The sequence below is a fragment of the Microbacterium sufflavum genome, assembly GCF_023091155.1.
GTDB lineage: Bacteria > Actinomycetota > Actinomycetes > Actinomycetales > Microbacteriaceae > Microbacterium > Microbacterium sufflavum.
Genome location: NZ_JAHWXK010000001.1, coordinates 1,124,702 through 1,151,030 on the forward strand (window position 1 = coordinate 1,124,702; position 26,329 = coordinate 1,151,030).

The 26,329-nt window shown below is 71.3% G+C and carries 24 protein-coding genes; 12 read left to right on the forward strand and 12 right to left on the reverse strand.

From position 1 onward, the window contains the following. Positions 1-822 carry a shikimate 5-dehydrogenase gene (locus KZC56_RS05590; RefSeq protein WP_308194336.1) on the reverse strand — a complete coding sequence of 274 codons (822 nt, stop codon included), beginning with the start codon at positions 820-822 and terminating at the stop codon, positions 1-3. Positions 823-1,326: 504 nt separating this feature from the next. Here KZC56_RS05590 and KZC56_RS05595 point away from each other — a divergent pair. Next, positions 1,327-1,533 (forward strand): cold-shock protein, encoded by a 207-nt coding sequence (locus KZC56_RS05595; RefSeq protein WP_136034351.1) that lies wholly within the window; start codon positions 1,327-1,329, stop codon positions 1,531-1,533. Positions 1,534-1,623: 90 nt separating this feature from the next. On the opposite strand, the gene KZC56_RS05600 is transcribed toward KZC56_RS05595, so the two are convergent. Continuing rightward, the gene (locus KZC56_RS05600; protein WP_136034353.1) at positions 1,624-2,289 is read right to left on the reverse strand and encodes an HAD hydrolase-like protein; all 666 of its coding nucleotides are present in this window, start codon (positions 2,287-2,289) and stop codon (positions 1,624-1,626) included. 168 nt (positions 2,290-2,457) lie between these two features. Here KZC56_RS05600 and KZC56_RS05605 point away from each other — a divergent pair, with 168 nt between their 5' ends. Next, on the forward strand, positions 2,458-2,898 hold the full coding sequence (locus tag KZC56_RS05605; RefSeq protein WP_247638861.1) for a response regulator: 441 nt from the start codon (positions 2,458-2,460) through the stop codon (positions 2,896-2,898). Positions 2,899-2,913: 15 nt separating this feature from the next. Here the strand turns inward: KZC56_RS05605 and nucS are convergent, their stop codons facing one another. Then, entirely contained in the window at positions 2,914-3,609 is a 696-nt protein-coding gene (nucS, locus tag KZC56_RS05610; protein WP_136030957.1) for an endonuclease NucS, read from the reverse strand. Positions 3,610-3,649: 40 nt separating this feature from the next. Then, on the reverse strand, positions 3,650-4,609 hold the full coding sequence (locus tag KZC56_RS05615) for a GAP family protein (protein WP_247638057.1): 960 nt from the start codon (positions 4,607-4,609) through the stop codon (positions 3,650-3,652). A 115-nt stretch (positions 4,610-4,724) separates the two neighbouring features. Here KZC56_RS05615 and KZC56_RS05620 point away from each other — a divergent pair, with 115 nt between their 5' ends. Beyond that, on the forward strand, positions 4,725-5,936 hold the full coding sequence (locus tag KZC56_RS05620) for a sensor histidine kinase (protein WP_247638058.1): 1,212 nt from the start codon (positions 4,725-4,727) through the stop codon (positions 5,934-5,936). Further along, positions 5,933-6,583 (forward strand): response regulator, encoded by a 651-nt coding sequence (locus KZC56_RS05625; protein ID WP_247638059.1) that lies wholly within the window; start codon positions 5,933-5,935, stop codon positions 6,581-6,583. The genes KZC56_RS05620 and KZC56_RS05625 overlap by 4 nt, the downstream gene beginning before the upstream one ends. Before the next feature lie 3 nt (positions 6,584-6,586). On the opposite strand, the gene KZC56_RS05630 is transcribed toward KZC56_RS05625, so the two are convergent. After that, positions 6,587-7,825: an MFS transporter gene (locus KZC56_RS05630; RefSeq protein ID WP_136036518.1), complete on the reverse strand. Its 1,239-nt coding sequence runs from the start codon at positions 7,823-7,825 to the stop codon at positions 6,587-6,589. A 62-nt stretch (positions 7,826-7,887) separates the two neighbouring features. On the opposite strand from KZC56_RS05630, the gene KZC56_RS05635 reads away from it, so the two are divergent. Beyond that, positions 7,888-8,952, forward strand: coding sequence for a LacI family DNA-binding transcriptional regulator (locus KZC56_RS05635; RefSeq protein WP_136033091.1), 1,065 nt, complete (start codon positions 7,888-7,890; stop codon positions 8,950-8,952). 11 nt (positions 8,953-8,963) lie between these two features. On the opposite strand, the gene KZC56_RS05640 is transcribed toward KZC56_RS05635, so the two are convergent. Then, positions 8,964-10,466, reverse strand: coding sequence for a hypothetical protein (locus tag KZC56_RS05640; RefSeq protein ID WP_247638060.1), 1,503 nt, complete (start codon positions 10,464-10,466; stop codon positions 8,964-8,966). Between the two features lie 118 nt (positions 10,467-10,584). Between KZC56_RS05640 and KZC56_RS05645 the strand changes: the two genes are divergently transcribed. Genes KZC56_RS05645 through mnhG form a run of 6 tightly spaced genes read left to right on the forward strand, consistent with a single transcriptional unit; the run spans position 10,585 to position 16,930 of the window. Then, positions 10,585-13,557, forward strand: a complete 2,973-nt coding sequence (locus tag KZC56_RS05645) for a Na+/H+ antiporter subunit A (RefSeq protein WP_247638862.1) — start codon at positions 10,585-10,587, stop codon at positions 13,555-13,557. Beyond that, positions 13,557-14,138 (forward strand): Na(+)/H(+) antiporter subunit C, encoded by a 582-nt coding sequence (locus tag KZC56_RS05650; RefSeq protein WP_136033094.1) that lies wholly within the window; start codon positions 13,557-13,559, stop codon positions 14,136-14,138. Before KZC56_RS05645 ends, KZC56_RS05650 begins: the two co-directional genes overlap by 1 nt. Then, on the forward strand, positions 14,135-15,688 hold the full coding sequence (locus KZC56_RS05655; RefSeq protein ID WP_136033097.1) for a Na+/H+ antiporter subunit D: 1,554 nt from the start codon (positions 14,135-14,137) through the stop codon (positions 15,686-15,688). The genes KZC56_RS05650 and KZC56_RS05655 overlap by 4 nt, the downstream gene beginning before the upstream one ends. After that, positions 15,685-16,278, forward strand: coding sequence for a Na+/H+ antiporter subunit E (locus KZC56_RS05660; RefSeq protein WP_136033099.1), 594 nt, complete (start codon positions 15,685-15,687; stop codon positions 16,276-16,278). Before KZC56_RS05655 ends, KZC56_RS05660 begins: the two co-directional genes overlap by 4 nt. After that, positions 16,275-16,544 carry an MrpF/PhaF family protein gene (locus KZC56_RS05665; protein WP_136033102.1) on the forward strand — a complete coding sequence of 90 codons (270 nt, stop codon included), beginning with the start codon at positions 16,275-16,277 and terminating at the stop codon, positions 16,542-16,544. Before KZC56_RS05660 ends, KZC56_RS05665 begins: the two co-directional genes overlap by 4 nt. Continuing rightward, on the forward strand, positions 16,541-16,930 hold the full coding sequence (mnhG, locus tag KZC56_RS05670) for a monovalent cation/H(+) antiporter subunit G (protein WP_136036515.1): 390 nt from the start codon (positions 16,541-16,543) through the stop codon (positions 16,928-16,930). Before KZC56_RS05665 ends, mnhG begins: the two co-directional genes overlap by 4 nt. Positions 16,931-16,943: 13 nt before the next feature. On the opposite strand, the gene KZC56_RS05675 is transcribed toward mnhG, so the two are convergent. From KZC56_RS05675 to KZC56_RS05695, 5 genes are all read right to left on the reverse strand, one after another. Beyond that, on the reverse strand, positions 16,944-17,705 hold the full coding sequence (locus KZC56_RS05675) for an alpha/beta fold hydrolase (protein ID WP_136033106.1): 762 nt from the start codon (positions 17,703-17,705) through the stop codon (positions 16,944-16,946). Positions 17,706-17,740: 35 nt separating this feature from the next. Then, positions 17,741-20,383, reverse strand: coding sequence for a penicillin acylase family protein (locus tag KZC56_RS05680; protein WP_372490601.1), 2,643 nt, complete (start codon positions 20,381-20,383; stop codon positions 17,741-17,743). Positions 20,384-20,515: 132 nt separating this feature from the next. Continuing rightward, a complete protein-coding gene (locus KZC56_RS05685; RefSeq protein ID WP_247638062.1) occupies positions 20,516-22,351 on the reverse strand; it encodes a YhgE/Pip family protein in 1,836 nt (611 codons plus the stop codon). Continuing rightward, a complete protein-coding gene (locus KZC56_RS05690) occupies positions 22,348-23,091 on the reverse strand; it encodes a hypothetical protein (protein ID WP_247638063.1) in 744 nt (247 codons plus the stop codon). Before KZC56_RS05690 ends, KZC56_RS05685 begins: the two co-directional genes overlap by 4 nt. After that, on the reverse strand, positions 23,088-23,714 hold the full coding sequence (locus KZC56_RS05695; protein WP_136029645.1) for a TetR/AcrR family transcriptional regulator: 627 nt from the start codon (positions 23,712-23,714) through the stop codon (positions 23,088-23,090). The genes KZC56_RS05690 and KZC56_RS05695 overlap by 4 nt, the downstream gene beginning before the upstream one ends. Positions 23,715-23,970: 256 nt before the next feature. Between KZC56_RS05695 and KZC56_RS05700 the strand changes: the two genes are divergently transcribed. Next, a complete protein-coding gene (locus KZC56_RS05700) occupies positions 23,971-24,630 on the forward strand; it encodes a GntR family transcriptional regulator (RefSeq protein ID WP_136029643.1) in 660 nt (219 codons plus the stop codon). A 49-nt stretch (positions 24,631-24,679) separates the two neighbouring features. Here KZC56_RS05700 and argG read toward each other — a convergent pair whose 3' ends face one another. After that, entirely contained in the window at positions 24,680-26,125 is a 1,446-nt protein-coding gene (gene argG / locus KZC56_RS05705) for an argininosuccinate synthase (RefSeq protein ID WP_247638064.1), read from the reverse strand. Positions 26,126-26,329: the final 204 nt, after the last annotated feature.

The following is a 26,329-nucleotide window of genomic DNA, read 5'->3' on the forward strand; positions in this document are numbered from 1 at the left end:
TCATGCCCCGGATCGCATATAGTCTTCGGCGGCCTGGACCTGGGCCGGTGTCGGGCGCACACCGGTGTAGAGCACGAACTGCTCGAGCGCCTGGAGGGTCGCGACCTCGGCGCCGGTGATGACCGTGGCGCCCGCCGCACGCCCCGCAGCCACCACGGGGGTCTCCGCCGGCAGCGCGACCACATCGAACACCACCGTCGATGCCGCGATCGCCTGCTCGCTGAACGAGAGCGCGTGCTCCTCGGCCCCGCCCGCCATGCCGATCGGCGTGACGTTGACGAGCACGTCCGCTGTCGCGTCGCCGGGCTCCGGACGCCAGTCGAATCCGTACTGGTCCGCGAGGGCACGCCCGCGGGCTTCGTTGCGGGCGACGATCGTGAGGTCGGTGAAGCCCCCGTCGCGGAAGGCCGCAGCGGTCGCCTTCGCCATGCCGCCCGAACCCCGCAGCAGCACAGACGACCGCGGGTCGATGCCGTTGCGGGCGATCAGGGTCGCGATCGCCGAGTAGTCGGTGTTGTAGGCGGTCAGTACCCCGTCGTCGTTCACGATGGTGTTGACGGAGTCGATCGCGCGCGCGGAGGCGTCCATCCGATCGACGAGGGCGATGACATCCTCCTTATAGGGCATGGAGATCGCGCATCCGCGGATGCCGAGTCCGCGGACACCGGCGATCGCCTGGGCCAGATCGGTCGGCGCGAAGGCCTTGTAGATCCAGTTGAGCCCCAGTGCCTCGTAGAGGTGGTTGTGGAAGCGGGTTCCGTTGTTGCTGGGTCGCGCGGACAGCGAGATGCACAGCGTCATGTCCTTGTTCAGCATCGTCACCGCCTCAGGCTACCGGCGGCGAGGATCCGTGGCGGGAACGTTCGTCCTCCCCTATGGTGAAGGTGCATGCACAGGGGATTGATCGTCTCCGTCTCTCCCCAGGAGACGGACGGCCCACCCCAGGGGCACGACGATCCGTGTATGCGATTGGGCCCTCTCGAGTAGTTCAGTCCCCAATGGGCTACTCGAGGGGGCCGCTCTCGTTCATTCTCCCACCAATTTTCGGATTTGTCCCCCAAAAGGGGGACAAGGAGGTCCGAAAGGGGTTAGGCTGTCTCTGACGCACCCTCCGGTCGTCTTCGGCCCTCATCGCTCCCCCCGCGGTGAGGGCCACACCATTTTCCGGGAGCGGATCGAGAGCCCCGCCGCGCTGGTCGCATGACGCTCATGCAACATTTGGATTACCTTCTTGCCTCTCCTATTGCCGCCGGGGTCGCCTCCACTAGCGTTAGCGATGTCGGTGCACCCCTGCGTCGGCTTCTAGATCAGCAGAACAGGCAGTACATGAGCACCCAGGGCACGGTCAAGTGGTTCAACTCGGAGAAGGGCTTCGGCTTCATCTCCCCCGACGACGGAGGCGCTGACGTCTTCGCGCACTACTCCGCCATCCAGTCATCCGGCTACCGGTCTCTCGACGAGAACCAGCGAGTCGAGTTCGATGTGGCGCAGGGTCCGAAGGGCCTGCAGGCAGAGAACATCCGCCCGCTCTGACGCGGACGACACCGGGACTCCCCGTCTGAAGAACGCACTCGAGCGTCCTTTCGACGGGGAGTTCCGTTTTCTGCGTCAGTGGTGACAGGCTCAGCCGAGCAGCAGGGCCCGCAGTTCGTCGACCGAGGCGACGCGGAACGCCGCGTCGTCTCCCTCGTGCGGGTCGCTGAAGCCCCACTCGACGAAGATCACGGGGACGCCGTTGGCCTTGCCGCCCTCGACATCATGATGGCGGTCGCCGACGAGGACGGGGCGTGACGTGTCGACGCCGAGCGCGCCCAGGCGGCGCAGGGCCTCGGCGACGATGTCGGTCTTCGACGCGAGCGTCGCCTCGTCCGGAGTCGCGCCGACGGTCGTGAGGAAGGCGGGCCGGAGACCGAAGTGGTCGACCAGCGCATCGACCTGGTTCTCCGGCTTGGAGCTCGCGGTCGCCTGCGGCACTCCCGCGGCATGCAGGTCGTGGATGAGCTCGGCGACACCGGGATACGTGCGCACGTCCGTGGTGTAACCGTCGGCCTTGCCCAGCGTGCGGTAGAACGCCACGGCCTCGGCGGACTCCGCGGGCGTCATGCCAGCCTGGTCCTGGAACGACTGGAACATGGGCGGCCCGATCCAGTGCACCAGTTCCTCCCGCGTCGGGGCGGGACGGCCGAAGTGCGTGAGGGCGACGTGCAGCCGACGGAGGATGCCGACCGAGGCGTCGACGATCGTGCCGTCGACGTCCCAGAGCACGCAGGTGTAAGGGGAGGGGGCCATCTCTCCAGCCTATGGGTCCGCGGACGCCTGCCCGGTCCTGCTGCACGGGTGTGCAATCTCACGCGTGCTCCCCGGATCGCGTGGCCGCGGCGCGAACGGCGGAATGCTGCACCGTAGGGTCGTGACAGCGGCGGGAACGCGAGTGAGACTGGGGAGATGTTCGTGTCGATGGAAGTGATCACCATCCTGGGGTCGACGGTGACGATCATCGTCGCGATGGCAAGCGGCTTCGGCTGGCTCGTCACGCGCATGGATGCGCGATTTGCGGCGTCGGATGCGCGGATGGATGAGCGGTTCGCGATGGTCGACGGGCGGTTCTCGGGCATGGAAGAGCGGATGGATGCGCGGTTCGCGGCGTCGGATGCGCGGATGGCTGAGCGGTTCGCGATGGTCGAGGGGCGGTTCTCGAGCATGGAAGAGCGGATGGATGCGCGGTTCGCGGCGTCGGATGCGCGGTTCGCGATGGTGGAGGAGCGATTCTCCGGCATGGACGCGCGTTTCGGGGCCCTGGAGGAACGGCTGACGGGGATCGAGCACGAGGTGACCGAGGTCAGGATCGCGGTCGCCCGGCTGGAAGGGCCACCGCGACGGCTGATCTCCGTGCGCTGACCGCGGCGAGCGGCGTCAGAACAGCCGGGGGATGCCCGACTCGATGCCCTTCATGTCGTCGTAGTCGAGCACCAGGCAGCGGATGCCGCGGTCTTCGGCGAGCACGCGGGCTTGCGGCTTGATCTCCTGCGCGGCGAAGACGCCCTGCACGGGGGAGAGGTGGGGGTCGCGGCCCAGCAGCTCCAGGTAGCGCGTCAGCTGCTCCACGCCGTCGATGTCGCCCCGGCGCTTGACCTCCACGGCGATCGCAGCGCCCTCCGCGTCACGCACCAGCAGGTCGACCGGACCGATGGCGGTCGGATACTCCCGGCGCACCAGGGTCGCGCCCTCGGCGATGAGCTCGACCTGCTCGGCCAGCAGGCGCTGCAGGTCGGCCTCGACGCCGTCCTTCTGCAGCCCGGGGTCGATGCCCAGTTCGTGCTGCGAGTCGTGGATGATCTCGTAGATCTGCACACGCAGCGCATCGCCCGTCTTCTTGTGCGTGACGCGCCACACCTCGACGACGCCGGCGGTCGCCTCCTCCTCGCCCGGGACCTCCGTGGCGAGGGAGCAGGGCGGGCTCATCCAGTTGAGGGGCTTGTAGCTTCCCCCATCGGAGTGCACGAGCAGGCTCCCGTCGCCCTTGTGCACGAGCAGGCGCGTGGCGAGCGGGAGATGGGCGTTGAGCCGGCCGGAGTAGTCCACCGAGCAGCGGGCGATGACGAGACGCACCCGACGAGCCTACTTCGTCGCCGACGCTGCGCCGACCGGCTCAGAGGATCGCGCCGAGCGCGTCGAACAGCCCGAGCTCGGTGGCGGCCGACCGCGCGATCAGGAACCCGATGATGCCGATGATCCATGCCGTGTTCTCGGCGCCCGTGCGCTCCATCCACGCCGCGAAGCGCTCCAGCGGGCGCTGCACGAGCGGCGCCGCCACGAGCCGCAGCACCAGGAGGACGAGGGCGGGCGCGATCATGAGCGCGCAATAGCCGACCAGCGCGAGCACGCGGAACGGGGTGTCGACACCCGCGTCGGCGAGCATCGCCATGGCCACGAGGTAGGGGAGCATCGTGGCGACCTCGACGAGCCCCGCGGCGATCGCGACCGCCATCACTGCGAACCCTCGCGTGCGCGGGTCGAGCAGGCGTTCGCGCCACCGCAGGAGGCGTCCAGGGCGCGCGGGTGCGTGCCCCGTGGTCGCGGACTCGAGGCGTTCGAGAGCGGAACCCGTGGCGGCGACGGGCGAATCGGACGACGCGCCGGTCCATCTCGGTTCGGGCTCCGGGTCGGAGGCGGCCGCTCGAAACAGCGGGGCCGGGTCGGGTGTCGCCGCGGAGGCGCGACCGGAGGCGGACGGCCTGCCGGTCCACGGCGACACCCGCGGAGGCTGCCGCTCCCCATCGCCGACCGCTGCGGGCTTCGAGGTGGGCATCGCGAACGCGGTGATCAGCAGCGCGACGCCCACCAGCAGCCGCGTGATCATCCCCGCCGGGGACGCGAGGAAGTCGGAGGCGACGTCCGCCAGGTTCACCAGTCCCCACAGGAACAGCAGCCCGACCGCCAGGTAGAACCCCGCGATCGTCACCAGATACAGCACGATGCGACCGGCGCGCACGCGCCCCGGGTGCAGCAGCAGGAAGACGGGGATCAGCAGGGTGCCCACGCTGAGCCCGTCGATGAGCGCCAGTACCGCGAGCGACAGGGGGAGGGGGAGTCCGCCGAAGAGTTCCATGCCTCCACCGTCGTGGCCGGCGCGGCCGGGCGGATCGGGCGAAAGTACCGTCTGCCGCACGACCCTCATCCCTTCGTCGGATGCGACCCCGCGGGCACCGTGGTTGCATGAGGTCATGCACGAACCGGGCGAGGGCGGTCTCGGCGCTTGGTATCGGCGCCACCGCTGGTGGGCGGATCCGCTCGGTGCGCTGGTGCTCTCCGTGGTCATGGCCTCTTTCGGCTTCCACGGGCTCTGGGGCCCGTTCTCGCTGCTGTCGGACGACGTGTCGCCGTGGTGGGCGCTGGCGCTCGCGGTTCCGGCATGCGTGCTCTCGCTCGGCAAGGCACGACGGCCGTGGACGGTGCTGGTGCTGGTGGCGGTGCTGTTCCTCGCCGATCTGCTCACCGTGGGGGGCGTCGGCACCCTGGTTGTGCTGCTGGACGTGCTGTGGATGGCGGCGTTCCGCGCCGGACCGCGCGGCCGCCGCGTGCTCCTGATCTCTCTGGGCACGGCGACCGCGGCGCTGTTCTTCGCCGCACTGTTGTTCGCCGGCGTCGACGTGCCGGTGGCCGTGCTGTTCGGCGTGCAGTTCGGGGCCATCTTCGGCACCGACTACTGGTGGGCGGTCGCGGTCTCACAGGCGCACGAGCTGGCGGAGCTGCACCGACAGCGCGCCGAGGACGCCGCGGCCGCCGCCGAACGCGACCGCACCGAGGCCGTGCAGCGGGAGCGGGAGGCCATGGCGCGAGAGTTGCACGACGTGGTGGCCGGCCACGTGCTGGCGATGGCGATCCGGGCCGAGGCGGCGCTCGCGACCCGTCCGGAGCGCTCCGACGACCGGGCGGCGCTGCGGGCCGTGCGCGACGCGGGCCTCGACGCGCACGGTGCGCTGCGGTCGATGATCTCGGTGCTGCGCCGCGGCGGTGGCCCGCTCATGCCCACGCCGAGCTGGGCCGACCTCGACGGCATCGTGCAGGAGGCGCGGCGGTCGGGACTGTCGGTCCGCCTCGACGCGGTGGAGCTCCCGGAACTCGGCGATCTCGGCGGGGGCGGCGAGCAGGCGGTCGTGCGGGTGGTGCGGGAGGCGCTCGGCAACTGCGTGCGGCACTCGCGGGGTGCGCAGGTCGAGGTGCGGATCACACGCTCCGGCGACGAGGCGCTGGTGCAGGTGCGGTCGTCGGGTGGGGCGGCCGCGGTCGCCCCGTCGCGGCGACACGACGGGGAGGGGTGGGGGTTGCAGATGCTGCGGGAGCGGGTGGTGGCGCTGGGGGGCGCGTTCCAGGCGGGACCCGACGGCGACGGCTGGACCGTGGAGGCGCGGCTGCCGGCGGGAGCGCGGTCGTGAGCGCCCCGACGGTGCTGCTCGCGGACGACCACGGGGCGATCCGCGCCGGACTGCGCATCATGCTCGAGACGCACGACATCGTGGTGGCGGGCGAAGCAGCCGACGGCGAGGTGGCCGTGCGCAACGCCGCGGCCCTGCGTCCAGACGTGGTGCTGATGGATCTGCGCATGCCGGGGCGCGACGGCGTCTCGGCCACGAAGGAGATCGTCGACCGGGACCTGGCGGACGTGCTGGTGCTCACCAGCTTCGATGAGGACGAGCTCGTGCTCGCGGCGATCCGCGCCGGGGCCGTGGGGTTCCTGCTGAAGACGGTGGATGCGCCGACGCTGGTGCAGGCGGTGCGCGGCGTCGCGGCGGGCGAGGGCGCCCTCGACCCGCGCGTGACCAGGCGTGCGCTCGCCGCGGTGGCGGAGTCCGTGGTCGACGGCCCGCCCACCGCCGCCGTCACCCCCACCCTGGGCGAGCTCACCGCGCGGGAGCAGGAGGTGCTCGACGGGATCCTGCAGGGCTGGTCGAACGCGCAGCTCGCCGCCCGGATGCGCATCTCGGTGCCCACGGTGAAGACGCACGTGTCGAACGTGCTCGCGAAGCTGGGCGCGCGCAGCCGCTCGCACGCGGCGGCACTCGTCCGGGCGCGCGGCGGCTGAGCCTCAGCTCCGGGCGGCGGTCGTGGCGGGGGTCTTCTCGTCGTCGCGCAGCGGGCGGGCGGCCCCGGAGAACAGCCCGGAGACCACGACCAGCGCGACCAGGATGAACAGCGTGTTGAGCAGGCCGATGTGCTCGCTGATCACGCCGAGCACGGGCGGGCCGCCGAGGAACGCGACGTAGCCGATCGTGGCTGCGGCGCTCACGCGGGCGGCGGCCTTGGCCGGGTCGTCGGCCGCGGCCGACATTCCGAGCGGGAACCCGAGCGAGGCGCCGACACCCCAGAGCGCGGCGCCGAGCAGCACGAGCGGCAACGTCGGCGCGAGGATGAACAGCAGGATGCCGCTGGCGGCCGTCGCGGCGAGGATGCGCAGCACCAGCACCCGGCCGAAGCGGTCGACCAGGGGGCCGCCGAACAGGCGCACGACGGTCATGCCGGTCGAGAACACGGCGAGGGCGACGGCACCGGAACCCTCGGCGAGACCGTGTCCCTGCTCGGTGCCGAGAGCGATCCAGTCGTTCGCGCCGCCCTCGGCGAACGACATGCCGAGCATGACGGTGCCGAGCAGGTAGGTGCGCGGTTCGCGCCACGCCTCCAGCGCGGTGTGCAGGCGCTGGCGGAACGGCGGCTTCTCGTGCTCCTCCGGGTCGAGGGCCGCCTCTCGCACCGGCACCTGGAAGAAGCAGATCACCGCGATCACGGCGATCAAGACCCCGACGGAGATCGCGTGCGTGCCGACGTCGATGCGAAGGTGCGCCGCGAGCGCACCGATACCGGCGCCCAGGACGGTGCCGAAGCTGAAGAACGCGTGGAAGACGGGGAGGATCGTGCGGCCCATCTGCTGTTCGATCGCGGTGGCCTCGACGTTCATCATCACGTCGACGCAGCCGTTGCCGAAGCCGAACAGCACCATGCCGACCAGCACCAGGGGGACCGAGGCGAACACGGTGGCTCCGAGTCCGACGAGCGCGATGCCGGCGGCGAACGTGAGCATCGACAGGAGCATGCCGCGACGCGCACCCGTACGCGCCATGACCGCGGGGCTCGTGGAGATGCCGAGGATGGAGGCGATGCCCATGCCGAGCAGGATCAGTCCGACCTGCGCGTTGTCGAGACCGAGAGCCTCCTTGATACCCGGCACGCGCGATGCCCAGGTCGCGATCGAGAGGCCGCTGGCCAGGAAGATGGCGAAGATCGCGGTGCGCCAGCGCACGAACTGCGAGCGGGTGAGGGCGGTGTCCATGACCCACAGCCTATATCGAATCGATTCGACGCCGGAGTGCAGATCCCGGCTATCCTCGGAGTATGAGCAGCAGGGAGACCCCGCGCCGACCCACGATCGCGGATGTCGCGCGCGAGGCGGGGGTCGCGACCTCCACCGCGTCCGTGGTCTTCAGCGGCAAGGCCAAGGTCGCCCCCGCCACGCGCGACCGCGTTCTCGCCGCGGCGACCGAGCTCGGCTACACCGGACCCGACCCCCGCGCCGCCTCGCTCCGTCGCGGCCGCAGCGGCATCGTCGCGGTCGTGCTGGAGGGCCACCTGCGCGCCGCGTTCCTCGACCCGGTGACGACCGCGATGATGGACGGTCTCACCGATGGACTCGCCGACCTCAGCGCCGGGATCCTGCTGATGCGCGACGAGCCGGGCGAGGACGGGTCCGCGATCGCGAGCGCCCCGGTCGACGCGGTCGTGCTGATCGGGTGCTCCGGGCGCACGCGGGCCTCACTCGAGATCGTGCGGGGGCGCGGCCTCCCCGTGGTCGTGATCGAGGGCGACGCCGGGCTCGACGTGCCGCGCATCACGCTCGACAACGTGGCCGCCTCCGCCGACGTCGCCCGGCACGTCCGCGACCTCGGGCACCGCGACGTCGCACTGGTCACGCTCGCGCTCGACGCCGACCGCGAGCGCACCCTCATCACGCCGGAGCGACTCGCCACCGCGACCGTCGACGTCACGGTCGACCGGCTCCGGGGCATGCGCGAGATCTTCCCCGACGCCCCGGCGATCTCGGCGTCGGGCAGCCTGATCGACGAGGGCATCCTGGTGGGCCGCATGCTGCTGTCCGACCCGGAGAAGCGTCCGACGGCCGTGCTCGCGCAGAGCGACCTGCTCGCGGTCGGCGTGATCCGCGCGGCGGAGGAGCTCGGGCTGCGCGTGCCGGAGGACCTGTCGGTGGCGGGGTTCGACGGCATCGCGCTGGACGGCCTGGGCGACCTCACGCTCACCACGAGCGTGCAGCCCGCGGTCGAGAAGGGGCGCGCGGCGGGGGAGCAGGTGGCGCGCATGCTCCGCGGGGAGCCGGGCGAGACGCAGGACCTCTCGTGCCGCTTCCGCGCGGGCACCACGACCGCGCCGCCTCCCGCGCGCTGAGCCGCCTGCCCTCAGGAATGCGCGGGACCGAGGCGCAGCGCCGTCTCGCCGAAGTCCAGGACGCGGTACCGCCCGCACTCGATCGTCGCCACCGGTTCGACCCCGGCGGGCAGCTGCCACGGCACGGTCTGCGCGTCCTCCACCAGGAACGACACCTCCCCCGCCGCGAAGTCCCGCCGGTCGACCAGCCAGGCGTAGCCGTTCAGCGCGTGGTCGACCTGCACCAGGCGTGACGGGTCGTCGAGGTGCAGCTTGGGCAGCCGCACGGTCCAGAACTGCCCGGCACCCGTGCGCCCCGATGCGTCGACCCAGTCGGTGACGCACGTCAGGTCGGCGTCGGGTGCCTGCGCGGCGGCCGCCAGTCGCGGCCCGCTCAGTCCGGCGGCGAGGAGCAGCAGGGCACCCAGCGCCGCGACCGCACCGCGCACGAGCCGAGACGACGGCAGCACGGCACGCGGATCGGCGACCAGGGCCAGGACCGGCGCGAACGCCAGCGGCTGGAGGTATCGCGCGGCCTGGGTGCCGAGCGCCACCGCCCCGAGCAGCACCAGGGCGGGAGCAACCCACGCGACCGCGGCGACGAGCCGCGCGCCGGGCGCCGATGTCCGCCGCATGCGCACCACCGCGAGGGCGAGGAGGGTGGCGACCACGACCAGCGCGAGCACCCCAGGCGGCGTCGAGAGCCGGGCCGCGAACAGCCCGGCGTACAGCTCGAGGGACTCCCGCCAGCGCCACGGCTGCACGTAACCGGCGCCCGTGTTCGCGATCCATGCCGAGAACGGAATGCGACAGAGGAAGCCGAGCAGCGTGCCACCGAGCAGGGCAGCGCCGAGCAGCAGCGCGGACCGCCGGCTCCGGACGGAGAACCCGAGCACGACCAGCACGGCCAGCAGCGGCACCGTGGCCCAGGCCGCGAACAGCGGATTGGTCAGCGTGGACACGGCGGCCGTCGCGCCGAGCGCCCAGAGCAGCACGACCCCGCCGCCCGGGCGGTCGAGGAAGCGCCGGGCCAGACCGACCGCGGCGACCGCTCCGATCGTGGTCGCGGCGTAGTAGGTGGTCGTGAGCGAGAGCGACGCGAGCTCGAGGGCATCGCGCGACGGCGACGCCTCGGTGAACACGAGAAGCGCGAACACCCCGAGCGCCGCGAGCGACCACGCGACCGGGGCGGCACCCGCGCGGCGACGACCGGCGACGAGCCGCGCCACGCCGTAGAACCCGAGCAGGTTGACCACCGCGTTCACCGCGAGCAGGCCATCGACGTCGAGCGGCAGCAGCGCGCCGAGGGCGACGTGCACGGCGGACTCCGGAAGGAACAGCACGCTCGACAGCGCCCACTCGCCGACCCCGCCGCCGTCGAGGACCGCGCGCGAGATCAGTCCCACGACCAGGGAATCCCCGTCGCGGAAGAGCAGCGAGGAACGGGGCGATGCGGCGAGCTGACCCGCCGCGACGAGGGCGATCGCGAGGGCCGTGAGCCACCCCGCCAGCTCCCTCCGTGCGCCCCCGTGCATGCGAACACTCTGGCACGTCGCGCAGACCCGCGAACCGCCCGGCCCCATCATCCCGGTAAACTGGACGGACACCGCCCGCCTGAGCCGCAAGGCCGACGAGCCCCGAGGAGCCGCGTATATGCTGATGCTCCTCGCCGTGTTCCTCCTCGGGTCGCTGCTGTTGCCCGTTCTGGTGCGCTGGCTGGGAGCACAGGCTTTCGCCGTCGCCGCGCTCGTCCCCGCCGCCGCGTTCGTGCACGCGCTGGTGCTCACGCCGCAGGTGCTCGACGGCCCTGTGCCGTTCGAGTCCGTGCCGTGGATCCCGCAGCTCGGGCTCTCGCTCTCCATGAACATGGACGTGCTCGGGTGGGTCCTCACCCTGATCGTGACCGGCGTCGGCGCGCTCGTGCTGCTCTACTGCCGCTGGTACTTCCACGACGACGCGGCCGGCATCGGCCAGTTCGCCGGGGTGCTGCTCGGCTTCGCCGGCGCGATGTACGGCCTCGTGCTCACCGACGATCTGGTGATGCTCGTGATGTTCTGGGAGGTGACGAGCATCCTCTCGTACCTCCTGATCGGGCACTACCGCCGCCGCGCCGCCAGCCGTCGAGCCGCGCTGCAGGCTCTGCTGGTGACGACCCTCGGCGGCCTGGTGATGTTCGTCGGCGTCGTGCTGCTCGTCGTAGACGCCGGCACGTCGAGCATCCGCGAGATCCTCGCGCTCGCCCCCACCGGGCCCCTGATCGACGCCGCCATCGTGATGCTGCTGATCGGCGCCATCAGCAAGTCGGCGCTGTTCCCGTTCCACTTCTGGCTCCCTGGTGCGATGGCCGCCCCCACGCCGGTCAGCGCCTACCTGCACGCCGCCGCGATGGTGAAGGCCGGCATCTACCTCATCGCGCGCTTCGCCCCGATCTTCGCGCTGAGCGCCACCTGGCGACCGATCATCATCAGCCTCGGCAGCCTCACCATGCTGCTCGGCGGGATCCAGGCGCTGCGCGAGACCGACCTCAAGCGCGTGCTCGCCTTCGGCACCGTCAGCCAGCTGGGGTTCTTCGCCGTCGTGGTCGGCTACGGCACGCAGGCCGCCGCCCTCGCCGGACTCGCGCTCGTGATCGGGCACGCCCTGTTCAAGTCGGCGCTGTTCCTGATCGTCGGCGTGATCGACCGGCAGCTCTCCACGCGTGACATCACCGAGCTCTCCGGGGTCGGACGGCAGGCGCCGGTCATGGCGACCGCGGCCTTCATCTCGGTCGCGTCGATGGCGGGCATCGCGCCCACCATCGGCTTCGTCGCCAAGGAGTCCACGCTCACGGCGCTCCTGGATGACGCGCAGGGCGGCTCGATCTGGGGACTCGTGGCGCTGATCGGCGTCGTCCTCGGTTCCATGCTCACCGCGGCATATGGCGTGCGCTTCCTGTGGGGAGCGTTCTGGACCAAACGCGACGACCGCGGCGACCGGCGGCCCGACACCGCGTGGCCCGACCCGCCCGTCGGCTTCCTCTCCGCGCCGATCATCCTCGCCGGGGTCACCCTCGCGGCGGGCATCGGCGCCCCCGCGCTCGACATCGCCCTGCAGCCCTACGCGCTCACCGCGAACCCCGGCCTCGACCACGAGGGCGCCGCCGTCGAAGGCCCCGGTCACCTCGCGCTCTGGCACGGGTTCGAACCAGCGCTCGGGATCTCGATCCTCACGGTCCTGCTGGGCATCGGGCTGTTCCTGCTCACGCGACGCAGCGGCTGGGACCGTCGCCCGCGCCTGCTGCCCTTCACCGCCGCCGACGCCTACTACCTCGTGATGCGCGGCATCGACCGGCTGTCCGTGCTCAGCACCACCCTCACGCAGCGCGGCTCGCTGCCCGTCTACGTCGGCACGATCTTCGTGGTGTTCGTCGCGGCCGAGGTCACCGCGCTCATCGCGAGCGACATCGACCGCTACCAGCTGTCGCTCTGGCACACCCCGGCACAGCTCGCGGTCGCGCCGATCATGGCCGTCGCGGGCGTGGTGGCGGTGCGCGCCAGGAAGCGGTACACCGGCGTCGTGCTCGCCTCGGTCACGGGTCTCGGCATGGTCGTGCTCTTCGCGACCAGCGGCGCACCCGACCTCGCGCTCACGCAGATCCTCGTCGAGACGGTCACCATGGTCACGTTCGCCCTGGTGCTGCGGCGGCTCCCCGCGCGGATGGGCGAGCACAACGCCTCGGTCAGCCGCATCCCCCGGGCGCTGCTCGGCATCGGCGTCGGCCTCACCATGGCGTTCGTCGCGATCGTGGCCACCCAGTCGCGCGTCGCCGACCCGATCTCGGAGATCTTCCCGCAGATCGCCTACGAGATCGGCCACGGCAAGAACGTGGTGAACGTGGCCCTGGTCGACCTACGCGGCTGGGACACGATGGGCGAGCTGTCGGTTCTCGTGCTCGCGGCGACCGGTGTCGCCTCCCTCGTCTTCGTGACCCACCGCGCCGATCTGCTCGCCGCGACCAAGACCCTGCCGCGCTCCGTGCGCAAGGCCGCCCGCAGCCGTCCGCTCGTCGAGACCACCGACGGCGTGCGCTTCCAGACGTCCGAGAACCGCAGCGCCCCGCGCGCCTGGCTGGTCGGCGGACAGAAGATGAAGCCGGAGAACAGGTCGATCCTGCTCGAGGTCATCGTGCGCATCCTGTTCCACACCATCATCGTGGTGTCGATCTTCCTGCTGTTCGCGGGTCACAACCTGCCGGGCGGCGGCTTCGCCGGCGGACTCGTCGCGGGAATGGCGCTCGTGATGCGCTACATCGCCGGCGGCCGCTGGGAGCTCGGTGCCGCCGCACCCACCGACGCCGGACGCCTGCTCGGGGCGGGCCTCATCCTCGCGGTCGGCACGGCCGTGGTGCCGCTGTTCTTCGGGATGGCCCCGCTCACCAGCACCTTCTGGGAGTGGGAGATCCCGGGCATCGGTCACATGGAGTTCGTCACCTCGACGATCTTCGACGTGGGTGTGTACCTCGTGGTGATCGGGCTCGTGCTCGACGTGCTGCGCAGCCTCGGCGCCGAGGTGGACCGGCAGTCCGCGCTCCGCCCCGGTCAGAGCACCGCGATCGACTTCACCTCACGGACAGGGGGGAACGGCTGATGGACGTCTCCCTGGCCCTCATCGCGATCATGGCCGTGCTCTTCGCGTGCGGCGTCTACGCGATGCTCGAGCGCAGCCTGACCCGGGTGCTGATCGGCTTCCTGCTGCTCGGCAACGCCACGAACCTGCTGCTGCTGATCGTGATGGGCGTGCCGGGCAACGCCCCCTTCTTCGGCACGAACGGCGACCTCAGCGATCCGCTCCCGCAGGCGCTGACCCTCACCGCCATCGTGATCACCTTCGCGGTGTCGGCGTTCCTGCTCGCCCTCATCTACCGCTCCTGGCAGCTCGGCCAGGCCGACACGGTCGAGGACGACGAGGCCGACATCGCCCTGCGCGAGCGCACCGACGCCGACGAAGACCTCATGGACGACGAGTCGGAGACCGACGACGACGAGGCGACCACCGACTTCGTCGGCGTGCAGACCGCGCCCATCACGGTGCTGCACATGCGGGACCACCCCGACATCCACGACGACGCCCCCTACGACTCGCCGTACAGCGCGCAGCGGGAGGACGAACCCGAACCCGAGGCCGACGAGGATCCAGACCACACGACAGACGGGGAGGGCAGGTCATGACCACGCTCGTCCCGCTCCTGGTCGCCCTGCCGCTGCTGGGCGCCGCGGTCACCCTCGTGTTCGGGCGCAATGCCCGGCTCCAGGTGCTCGTCACGGTCGCCACCCTCGCGATCGTCTCGGTCATCGCCGCGGTGCTGCTGGTCGTGGTCGATGCGGGATCCCCGCTCGCGGTCTCGGTCGGCGGGTGGCCGGTGCCGTTCGGCATCGTGCTCTACGTCGACCGGCTCGCCGCGCTGCTCGTGCTCGTGTCGAGCGTCGTGCTGCTCGCGGTCCTCCTCTTCTCGATCGGTCAGGGCGTCGCAGACGGCGCGGACGAGACCCCGATCTCGATCTTCAACCCCTCCTACCTGATCCTCGCGGCCGGCATCTTCAACGCCTTCATCGCGGGCGACCTGTTCAACCTCTACGTCGGCTTCGAGATCCTGCTCGTCGCGTCGTACGTGCTGATCACGCTGGGCAGCACCGAGTCGCGCATCCGCACGGGTGCGGTGTACATCGTCGTCTCGCTCGTGTCGTCGATCCTGTTCCTCGCCTCGATCGCGATGATCTACGGCGCCCTCGGCACCGTGAACATGGCGCAGATCGCCGAGCGCATGTCGGAGCTGCCGCAGGACACGCAGCTCGTGCTGCACCTGATGCTCGTGGTCGCCTTCGGCATCAAGGCCGCCATCTTCCCCGTCTCCTTCTGGCTGCCCGACTCCTACCCGACCGCGCCGGCCCCGGTCACGGCGGTGTTCGCCGGACTGCTGACGAAGGTCGGCGTGTACGCGCTGATCCGCACCGAGACGCAGCTCTTCGCCTCCAACAGCATCGACACGCTGCTGCTCATCATCGCGCTGGCGACCATGGTCGTCGGGGTGCTGGGTGCCGTGGCGCAGGCGGAGCTGAAACGGATCCTGTCGTTCACCCTCGTGAGCCACGTGGGCTACATGATCTTCGGCCTGGCGATCGCGACGCCCGCGGCGATCGGCGCCACCGTGTACTACATCGTGCACCACATCGTGGTGCAGACCACCCTCTTCCTCGCCGTGGGACTCATCGAGCGTCGGGCGGGAAGCACCTCGATCCTGCGGGTGAAGGGGCTGCTCAAGATCGCGCCCGTGATCGCGGTGCTGTACTTCATCCCCGCGATCAACCTCGGCGGTCTGCCCCCGTTCTCCGGGTTCATCGGCAAGTTCGCGCTGTTCGAGGCCGCCGCCTCCGTGGGCACGCCCCTGATGATCGTGCTGATCTTCGGCGGCATCATCACCTCGCTGCTCACGCTGTACGCGCTCATGCGGGCGTGGAACCTGGCGTTCTGGCGCGAGGAGGAGGACTCCACCGAGACCGAGGGACGCATCTCCTACCTGACGGGCGCACCCGCGGCCGACGAGCAGCAGGAGACCAGGCGCATCCCGAAGATCATGACGGTCGCCACCGCGGGCATGGTCACGGTCACGGTGGCCCTGACGATCTTCGCCGGTCCGCTGTACGCTCTGTGCGATCGCATCGGGGCTGGCCTGCTGCAGCCGGTCAACCTCGTCCAACTGGAAGACGAGGTGGAGGGATGAGGCCGGAGACGCGGCGCCTGTGGCGCGACATCGGCATGCAGCTGCCGTTCCTCGCCTGGCTGATCGTGCTGTGGATGCTGCTGTGGGCGCAGTTCACCGTGCTCTCGTTCCTGACCGGGCTCGTGGTCGCGATCTTCGTGACGCGCGTGTTCCGGCTGCCGACGGTCGAGCTGTCCGGCCGCGTGAACCTCTGGTACGCCGCGCTGTTCATCGTGCAGTTCCTCTGGGCAGTGCTGCGCGGCGCCCTGTCGGTCACGGTGCAGGTGTTCGACTTCCGCCGGCAGCCGGGCACCGCGATCGTCGCCGTGCCGCTGCGGTACGCGGACGACCTCGTCATGACGCACGTCGCGGTGGTGTCGTCGCTGATCCCCGGTTCGCTCGTGGTGGAGGCCGACCGCGACCGGCGCATCCTGTACCTGCACGTGATCGGCGTGCGCAGCAAGGAAGACGTCGAGGAGCAGCGGCAGGGGGTGCTCGGCTGGGAGAAGCGGGTCGTGCGCGCGCTGGGCGACCCGTCGCAGTACCGCCGCCTCAAGGCCGACGAGCGCGCGGGTCGCATCGATCCGGCCAGGGTGGGGGGTGCCCGATGAACGTGCTGCTCCTGGTGATCATGGCGGTGTTCGGTGTCGCCGCGATCCTCGCCGTCATCCGCATCGTGCGCGGTCCGTCGATCCTCGATCGCGCGGTCGCCGCCGACGTGCTGCTCACCGAGGTCATGTGCGTGCTGGGCGCGGAGATGGCGATCAACGGTCACACCCGCAACATCCCGGTGCTGCTGATCATCGCCGCCGTCGGCGTGTTCGGGTCGATCGCGGTCGCCCGGTTCGTCGCGAGAAGGGACAACACGACGCCATGAACGTGTTCGGCCTGATGATCCCCGACGCCGTGATCGACGTCGCGGTGCTGGTGCTGATCCTGATCGGTGCGCTGCTGTGCCTCTCCGCCGCGGTGGGGCTGCTGCACTTCCGCGACGTGCCGACACGGTTGCACGCCGCGACCAAGCCGCAGGTGCTCGGGCTGCTGGTGATCTGCGTGGCGATCGCGCTGTCGCAGCGGTCGATCGGCGGCGTGCTGTTCGGCCTGGTGCTGGTCGCCCCGGTGGTGCTGATGCAGTTCGCCACGGCGCCCCTGTCCGCGCACATGGTCGGACGGCAGGCGTATCGCAACGGCACGATCGAGCAGCGCGGGCTCGTGGTGGACGAGCTCGCCGAGTCCAAGCAGACGCCGCCCGCCGCGGGCTGACCTCGCCCGCGCGTCAGGTGCGGTCGGCGAACGCCTCGATCAGGCGTGCGGCGGGTTCGGAGTCGCTGATGAGGGTGCCGTGCCCGTGGTCGGGGATCACGGAGAGCTCCGCGCCGGGGATGGCGTCGAGGATGACCTGACACCAGCTCATCGGGGCCAGCGGGTCGTCTTCCCCGCGCAGCACGAGCACGGGGCAGTGGATGCGGCGGAAGGCCTTCTCGGGCTGATGCACGATGGTCGCCCGCATCTTGCGGATCAGGTGCGGACCGCCGCGGAGGTACTCGCGCGCGCCGCGCCAAATGACGAGCGGCCGCTCGCCCACGAGGTCCTGCAGCAGGTAGCGCGCCTGGGCCCCGATGTTGCGCGCGGCCTTGTCGACCGTCGGTCCCGCGAGCACCACCCCGGCCACGAGCTCGGGGTGCCGGGCGGCGAGCTCGGCCGCGATCTGGCTGCCCATCGAGTGCCCGATCACCACCACGGGTTCCGCGTCGACGTGGCGCAGATACGCGGCGACCAGGTCGGCGTGGCGCTGCATGGTGAGGGTGCGCGTGGGCTCGGGCGCTTCGCCGAACCCGGGGAGGTCGAGCGCGATCACGCGTCCGTTCAGCCGCTGGGTGAGGTCGAGGTACACGCTGCGGCCCATGCCGATGCCGTGCAGCAGCAGGTAGGTGTGCGGCCCCTCGCCGAAGCTCTCCGCGATGAGGGTCGCGCCGCCGTGCTCGAACTCCAGCAGCGTCGCGGTCGTCCCCTTCGGGGCGAGATAACTGGAGGGCACCGGTCCACGCTAGCCGAGGAACCTCTGCGGGTCTCTCAGCCGGCGGGGGCCAGGATCAGGGTGTCGCGCGCGGACCGCTCGACCGCGCCCGGTGTGAACGCCCAGGGGCGCTGCACGCCCGAGGCCCAGTCCTCCGTCTGGTCGACGTAGTGCTCGTGGTAGGCGTGACCGGAGGCGCCGGTGAGGTGGATCCACGTGGAGGCGTCGAGGTCGTCGAGGTCGACCACCATCCGCATGGAGGGCACGGTCGTGGTGGCGTACGACTCGCCGATGGTCCAGCCGGTCGCGTCCACCACCGATGCGCCGCCGCCGACCGGGTAGGGTCCGCGGTTGAACAGTGCCTCGATCGGGGCGATTCCGGACGAGCCGAACGTGCCGCTGCGGAGCGTGATGGCGTGCAGGTCGCCCCAGTTCCAGCGCGTCGTGTCGGTGCCCTGCAGCGCGGCGAGCTCGTCGTACGCCTCCTCGGCCGACCGGGCCAGCATCTGGGGCATGCCGTCGACGTCGATGCGGTCGTTGCGCCACAGCGGGTCGGACGGGTCTTCGAGCAGGTCGCCGACCACGGTGAACAGCCGTCCCTGGCCGTCGGTGGGCAGGGGCACGGCGCGCTCGGCGAAGAGGTTCTGCACGAGGCGCGACCACAGCACGTTCGCGTACGCGGCGGCCGCGGAGGTCTTGTCGTTCTGCGCGTCCCACGTGCGGAGCAGCTCGACGGCCGTCCGCGGTCCGGTACCGTCGACCTCGACGTCGCCCATGGCGCTGACCAGCTGCTTGCCGATCCACATCTCGCCGTCCATCTGGATGTCGCGCAGGTCCTCCGCGGTCAGCGGCGCGGCGGCCGCGCGGCGCTCGATCAGGTGGGCGATGCGGGCAGCGCGGTACCCCTGGTCCCAGTCGCGCGACAGGAAGTACTCGTAGTCGTCGGTGACGATCGCGTTGTTCGCGGTCACGATGTAGTCGGACGCGGGGTTGTACGCCACGGGCAGCTCCTCGAACGGGATGTAGCCGGTCCAGTCGTAGCCGCTGTCCCACCCCGGCTGCGGCATCCACCCGTCGCCGGCCCCGCGGATGGGCAGCCGCCCCGGCGTCTGGTAGCCGATGTTGCCGTCGACGTCGGCGTAGATGAGGTTCTGCGCCGGAACGTCGAACAGGGCGGCGGCGGCGCGGAAGTCGTCGAAGTCCTGCGCGGTGGAGAGGGCGAAGATCGCGGTCGCGGTGGTGCCGGGGTCGAGGGCCGTCCAGCGCAGGCTCAGGGCGTATTCGGCGGCGTCGCTTCCCGGTGGAGCGGGGGCGGTGCCCTCGGCCCGGAGCGCGGGGTCCGGCGCGTCGGCGATCGCGGTGAAGTCGTCGGTGAGGCCGGAGATGATGGGGCCGTGCACGGTGGAGCGGATCGTGAGCTCGATGTCGTCGCCACCAGCGACCGCGATGGTCTCGGTGGTCTCCTCGAGCGGCACGAGCGCGCCGTCGCGCCAGTACGCGTCGCCCTCGATGCGCTCGACGTACAGGTCGGTCACGTCGGTGGTGAGGTTGGTGAAGCCCCATGCGACGCGCTGGTTGTGGCCGATCACGATGCCCGGGAGACCGGAGAACGAGAAGCCCCCCACGTCGAACGGGCAGTCGGCGTCCACCGTCGAGCACTTCAGCTGCACCTGGTACCAGACCGAGGGCAGGGAGGCGCCGAGGTGCGGGTCGTTCGCCAGCAGCGGCATGCCCGACGCGGTCAGCTCTCCCGAGACGACCCAGGAGTTGGAGCCGATGCCCTCGCCGGCGTCTCCGACCAGGACGCTCGCAGCTTCGATCACGTTCGCCGTCTCCTGCCACTCGATCGTGGTGACGGCCTGCTGCACCTCGCCGTCCTTCGGCGGCAGGGTGAACGCGGCGGCGTCTGCGGTGGTGTCGAGCGGCTCCACCGTGGAGATCTGCGGCACGATCACCGGGTTCCGGTCGAACGGGTAGGAGGGGTACAGCTTCGCGAGCAGGGCGTGCGTGTCCTCCGGGTCGCCGCCGTCGGCGAGGGCGCCCGCGAGCAGCGCGCGCTCCGTCTCGTCCTCGACGTTGGTGCGGAGGTCCCAGGCCATGGCCTTGAGCCACGCGACGGAGTCGGCCGGCTCCCACGGCTCCGGTTCGTAGTCGGGGTTCTGCAGGCCCAGCACCGCGTACTCGAGCGACAGCTCCGCTCCGGACCGGGACGACAGGTAGGCGTTCACACCGTCGGCGTACGCCTCGTAGTAGCCGCGGGTCGTGTCGTCCATCGCCTCGACCTCGGCCTCGGCGACCGTGCGCCACCCGAGCGTGCGCAGGAACGCATCGGTGCCGGCCTGGGACGCGCCGAACAGCTCGGCCACGCGGCCCGACGTCACGTGCCGGCGGAAGTCCATCTCGAAGAAGCGGTCCTGCGCGTGCACGAACCCCTGCGCGAAGAACAGGTCTTCCGAGGAGTCGGCGGTGATGGTCGGGATCCCGCTCGCGTCGCGCTGCACGGTCACCTCGGCGGCGAGGCCGTCCAGCCGCAGGGTGCCCGAGGTCTGCGGGAACGAGCGCTGGATGGTCCATGTCACGAAGAACGCCGCGGCCACCGCGATCACCACGATCGCGGCGACGACGAGGAACGCGATGCGCCCGATGCGGACACCGAGCGACGGGCGGGAGGGTGCGGGTGACACCGGCGAATCGGTCATCATCGTCGAGAACTCTTTCGGGTCGCGGTTGGGACTCAGTCCCACCGAGCCCCGGTGCGCGTTTCAGGGCCGCGCTCTCGCATCCTAGCCCGCCCGCGCTCGCCGCGGCACGTCCCGCGGCGAGCGACCGCGTCAGCCGATCAGGCTGGGCTGCAGATCGCGCAGCGTGCGGCGGTGCGTCATGCGCGTCACCCCGATCGCCGCGAACACCAGGGCGCCGACGAGCCACAGCGCGAGCACGGCCAGATCCCAGCCGGCGCGGGCGTAGTCGCCTCCGTACATCAGCTGCCGCATCGCGTCGACCACGTAGCCGAGCGGCAGCACGTGGTGCAGTGCGGCGAGCGGGGTGGGCAGCGTCTGCCAGGGGAACGTGCCGCCCGCGGTGACCAGCTGCAGCACCATGAGCACGAGGCCGAGGAACTGTCCGACCGAGCCCAGCCAGACGTTCAGCGCCAGGATGATCGCCGCGAACGTGGCAGAAGCGAACATCAACACCCCGAGCGTGCCGAGGGGGTGGTCGAACGTGAAGCCGAGCGTGAGCGCCAGGATGCCCATGAGCCCGAGCATCTGCACGGCGCCGAGCATGGCGGGTGTGAGCCAGCCGGCGAGCGTGATGCGCACGGGGGAGTGCAGGGCGGTGACGGCGCGGCGCGAGATGGGCTTCACGATGAGGAACAGCGCGTAGATGCCGATCCAGGCCGACAGTGCTGCGAAGAAGGGGGCCAGTCCGGCGCCGTAGTCCTCCGCGGACGCCACCTTGTCGCTCGACACCTTCACGGGGTCGGCGATGGTGTCGGCCTGCTGGCTGCGAAGCTCCGGGGTGGACTCCGGGATCTGCTGCACCCCGTCGGCGAGGCCGTCGCGGAGTTCGACGGTGCCGGACGAGAGCGTGGCGAGACCGTCGCGCAGCTGGGCGGCGCCGGCGTTCGCGGAGGCGGCGCCGGTCGCGACCGTCCCCGCGCCGCTCGCGAGGTCGGTGGCGCCGGAGGCGAGGGCGGCGGCGCCGGCCGCGAGCTGGTCGACCTTGCCGACCGCGGCCTGCACCTGCGCGTTGCCCTCCTCCAGGCGGGTGCCGAGCGGGTCGAGCCGCGCCAGCACCCGGTCGATCTCCTCGGGGGTGAGGCCCTGGTCGGCGAGGGCCGTGGCGATGTCGGAGCGCACCTGCGGCAGGGCGGCGGTGGCCTCCTGCACGGCGGCGCCCGCACGGTCGGCCACGTCGGCGAGCTGGCGGTTGCCCGCGCTGACCTGCTGCGCGCCGTTCGCGAGGGTCTGGGCGCCGCTCGCGAGCTGCGCCGTGCCGTCGGCGAGCTGGGCGGTGCCGTCGGCGAGGGCGGAGCTGCCCGACGCGGCGGTTCCTGCGCCGTCGGCGAGCTGGCTCGCGCCGTCGGTCGCCGACACGAGGCTGTCGCGGATGTCGCTCAGCCCGGTGAGCAGCCGTTCGGCGGCCTCGCTGCCGACCATCTCGGCGACGGAGCTGCGGATCTTCTCGACCGCCTGCGTGCCCATGGAGGAAGCGAGGTAGTTGTTGGCGTCGTTGGTCTCCAGCTCGATGCGCGCCTGGTGCGGGTCGGTGCCCGCGGCCGAGGTGAGGGCGGCGGAGAAGTCCGACGGGATGGTGACGGTGAAGTCGACCGTGCCGTGGCGCAGTGCGTCGGCGGCCTCGTCGGCGGTCATCCGCTGCCAGTCGAACGCGTTGCCGTCGAGGAGGTTCTCGGCCACCTCCTCGCCGTAGTTCACGGTCTCGCCGGTCGCGGACTCCGTGCCCGTCGTGGGGGCGGGGGCGCCCTCGTCGTCGACCACGAGGGCCACGGGCACCTCGGGGAACTTGGCGTACGGGTCCTGGTTGGCCCACAGGTACAGGCCGCCGTAGAGGATGGGCACGCAGACCAGGGCGACCAGGGCGAGGATGCCCATCCGGCTGGCGGTGAGACGCCGGAGCTCGGCGGCGATCATGGACGGGACCTTCATCGCGCGTCTCCTCTCTCTTCGGCCTCGGCCTCGGGCGCGGGCGCCGGCTCGGACGGGGGCGCGGGTGCGTGCTCGGGTGCGGGTACCGGCTCGGGTGCGGCGAGGACCAGCGGCTCGACGGGGCCGGAGGCGTTGACGGCGTCGAGCTCGTGCATGCGCTCGAGGGCCACGGCGGCCGAGCCTCCGACGATCACGAGCATCGCGTAGCCGCGGTCGGCGAACTCGCCCGCGATGCGCCACCAGCCGTCCGGGCTTCCGCCGTGGCGGTCGGGGGCGACCAGCACGATGCCCTCCACACCGCGCCGCAGGACTGCGAGCTCGCACAGCAGGCGCACGCGCGCGGCGGGGTCGATGTTCCCGATGGGGACCGACGCGAGCTCCTCGAACCCGAGTCGCGCGAGCCAGCGCCGCGCGTGCAGCGGGGTGGCACCGGCCCCGGCGAACATCAGCTCCTCGCCCACGACCCCCGCGAGCGTGATGTCGGGGTGGGGGTCGCTGACGTCGGGGGCGTCGACGAGGGCGACGCGGTGGCGCAGGTCTTTGGCGTCGCTCGCCCCGTCGATGCTCACCCGCCCGCTGTCGGGGCGCATGCGCCCGCTCGCGATGAGGCCGAGCACGGTGGGCCGTTGCTCGGTCTCGGCGAGGGCGTAGCGCACGGCCCCCGTGTGGAACTCCAGACTCGTGACCGGGAGCGCCTGGCCGTTGCGGCCCTTGCTCACCTCGTGCAGGGCGATTCTCATGCGCGGACCTCCTGCCCGGTCGCGGCGAGCTCCGGGTGGTCGGAGAGCAGCTCGTCGACCTCACGCCACGACAGCCCGGCGATGCTCAGGACCGCGCGCACGGCGAGGTCGCCCGTGGCGGGGTCGGCGGCCTCGGTGCGCGAGACGACGGTGCGGGCGATCTCTTCGATGAGCCGCGCCAGCGTCGGTCCGCTCAGGTCGGTGCGGAAGCTGCCGGCGTCCTGCCCCGACCGCACCAGGGCCGCCAGGGTGTCGCGAAGCGGGGAGAGCGCCGCGGCCGTGTGGGTGACGTGCGCCTCGTCGAGGGCGAGGGCCGCGGCGACCTGCACGTGCACGGCCTCCCGCCACAGCAGGGAGGCGAGGCGGGCGAGGGCGACGCGGGGGTCGGCGTCGTCGACCGAGGCGGCGATGGCGTTGAAGCGCTGCGCGCCGCTGGAGACGAGTTCGCGGATCAGTGCCTCGCGGTCGTCGAAGTGGCCGTAGAGCGTGCGGCGCGACAGGCCGGCGCTACGGGCGATGGCGTCGATCGAGGCGTGCGGGTCCAGGGCGAGGGCGGCGCGGGCGGCGGCGAGGATGCCGGCGCGGTTCTCCACGGCGTCGCGGCGGGGGGCACGGGTGGTCATGCATCCAGGATACTTTTCATGCACAAGGTTGTGCAAGATAGTTCTCGGATTGCTGGTCGCTACGGCCGCGCTGACATGTCGGTCCTTCCCATTTCAACTGTGTTATGTTACGCGTTGCGCTCGGGCGCGGATTCAGGGGGGCCCTGTGGATCGGAGCGAATCCGACGGCAGCGGTGTCCGAGGAGGCGGGGGGAACCGCCATGACGGAGAGGGGTGCGGTGTGCCTGGGATGGACAGTCCGCTGGAGCGGCGGACGATGAGCGACGACGTGTACGACCGATTGCGCGAAGCGATCGTGACGGGCGAGCTGCGACCGGGGGAGCGGCTGCGGGATCACGAGCTCGCCGACGCTCTCGGGACCTCGAAGACGCCCGTGCGGCATGCGCTCGACCGCCTTGCCGAGCTGGGCCTCGTGGACATGCAGCGCAATCGCTTCACCCGGGTCGCTCCGATCGACCTCGACGACGTGCGCGACGCGATCGCCCTGTTCGGCGACGTCTGGATCGGCTCGGTGCGACACGCCACCCCGCTCATGGGTGACGACGACGTGACCTATCTGTCGGAGCTGCTGGAGGACATGACATCCGCCGTGGATGCGTCCGACGTCGCCGCGTTCAGCGCCGCCCTGCGCACGATCGCGGTGGCGTACGCGCGCATCGAGGGAAACGCCACGCGCTCGAACGTGATCGAGTTCCTCGGCCCGCAGATCCGTCGCTTCAGCGCGCAGGCGAGAGGCGACTTCGACTTCGCGGCACTCCGCTCGGCCACCGCCGGGATCGGTCTCGCCATGACGCAGCGCGACGCGGTCGGCACGCGCGCCGCTCTCATCACCCTGTTCGACACCGTGCTCCCTGCGGTCATCGACCGCGCCGAGGAGCGCAGCCGCCACGTGGACGTGCCGCCGGCCGACGCCTGACACGACGAAGGGGCGCTCCACGTGGAGCGCCCCTTCGTCGTGACCGTGCTCAGTCGGTGCCGGAGTCGAAGGCCGCGCGCTCCGATACCGTGTCCACCGCGTCGGCCAGCGTCTCGTCGGCCTCGGAGACCGAACCCTCGACGGCGCCCGTGATCTCGGCGGACTCGCCCGCGGTCACGCGACCGACGAGCTCGCCCGTGGCGCCGCCGACGAGGCCGAGTCCCGCGTACTGCTCGAGGCGTGCGCGCGAGTCGGCGATGTCGAGGTTGCGCATCGTGAGCTGACCGATGCGGTCGACCGGACCGAACGCGGCGTCGCCGACGCGCTCCATCGACAGCTTCTCCGGGCCGTACGACAGGTTCGGCGACACCGTGTCGAGGATCGTCCAGTCGTCGCCGCGGCGCAGGCGGATCGTGACCGTGCCGGAGATCGTCGAGCCGACCCAGCGCTGGATGGACTCGCGCAGCATGAGCGACTGCGGCTCGAGCCAGCGGCCCTCGTACATGAGGCGGCCGAGGCGGCGGCCCTGCTCGTGGTAGGTCGCGAGCGTGTCCTCGTTGAGGATGCCGTTGACCAGGCGCTCGTACGCGATGAAGAGCAGCGCCATGGCCGGGGCCTCGTAGATGCCGCGCGACTTCGCCTCGATGATGCGGTTCTCGATCTGGTCGCTCATGCCCAGGCCGTGACGTCCGCCGATCGCGTTCGCCTCCATCACGAGCGCCACCGGGTCGGCGAACTCGACGCCGTTGATCGCGACGGGACGGCCGCCCTCGAACGTGACCGACACGTCCTCGGACTCGATCGCGACGGACGGGTCCCAGAACTTCACGCCCATGATCGGGTCGACGGTCTCCAGCGACACGTCCAGGTGCTCCAGCGTCTTCGCCTCGTGCGTCGCGCCCCAGATGTTCGCGTCGGTCGAGTACGCCTTCTCGGCGGAGTCGCGGTACGGGAAGTCGTGGGCGACGAGCCAGTCGCTCATCTCCTTGCGTCCGCCGAGCTCGGTCACGAAGTCGGCGTCGAGCCACGGCTTGTAGATGCGCAGACGCGGGTTGGCCAGCAGGCCGTAGCGGTAGAACCGCTCGATGTCGTTGCCCTTGTAGGTGGAGCCGTCGCCCCAGATGTCGACGCCGTCCTCGCGCATCGCGCGCACCAGGAGCGTGCCCGTCACGGCGCGGCCCAGGGGCGTGGTGTTGAAGTAGGTCTTGCCGCCGGAGCGGATGTGGAACGCGCCGCACGACAGCGCGACGAAGCCCTCCTCGACCAGCGCGGTCTTGCAGTCGATCAGCCGGGAGGCCTCGGCGCCGTACTCCAGCGCGCGGCCGGGGATCGATGCGATGTCGTCTTCGTCGTACTGCCCCAGGTCGCCCGTGTAGGTGAACGGCACCGCACCCTTGTCGCGCATCCAGGCGACGGCGACGGAGGTGTCGAGTCCTCCGGAGAAGGCGATGCCGACGCGCTCGCCGACGGGCAGGGACTGGAGGACCTTGGACATGCCTTCCAGTCTATCGGCGGGCGGCGTGTCGCCTTTCCGTGCGTCAGATCAGGCGTACCTGCACGCCGAGTGCCGCGTAGGTGCCCAGCACCCGCCCGCGGGTGACGTCGAGCGCATCGCCGTGCGCCGCGCTCTGGCAGTGGCACGGCCACGCCGGGGCTTGGCGTCCGAAGTCCTCTTCCCGTGCCAGAGTGGGGCCGGAGG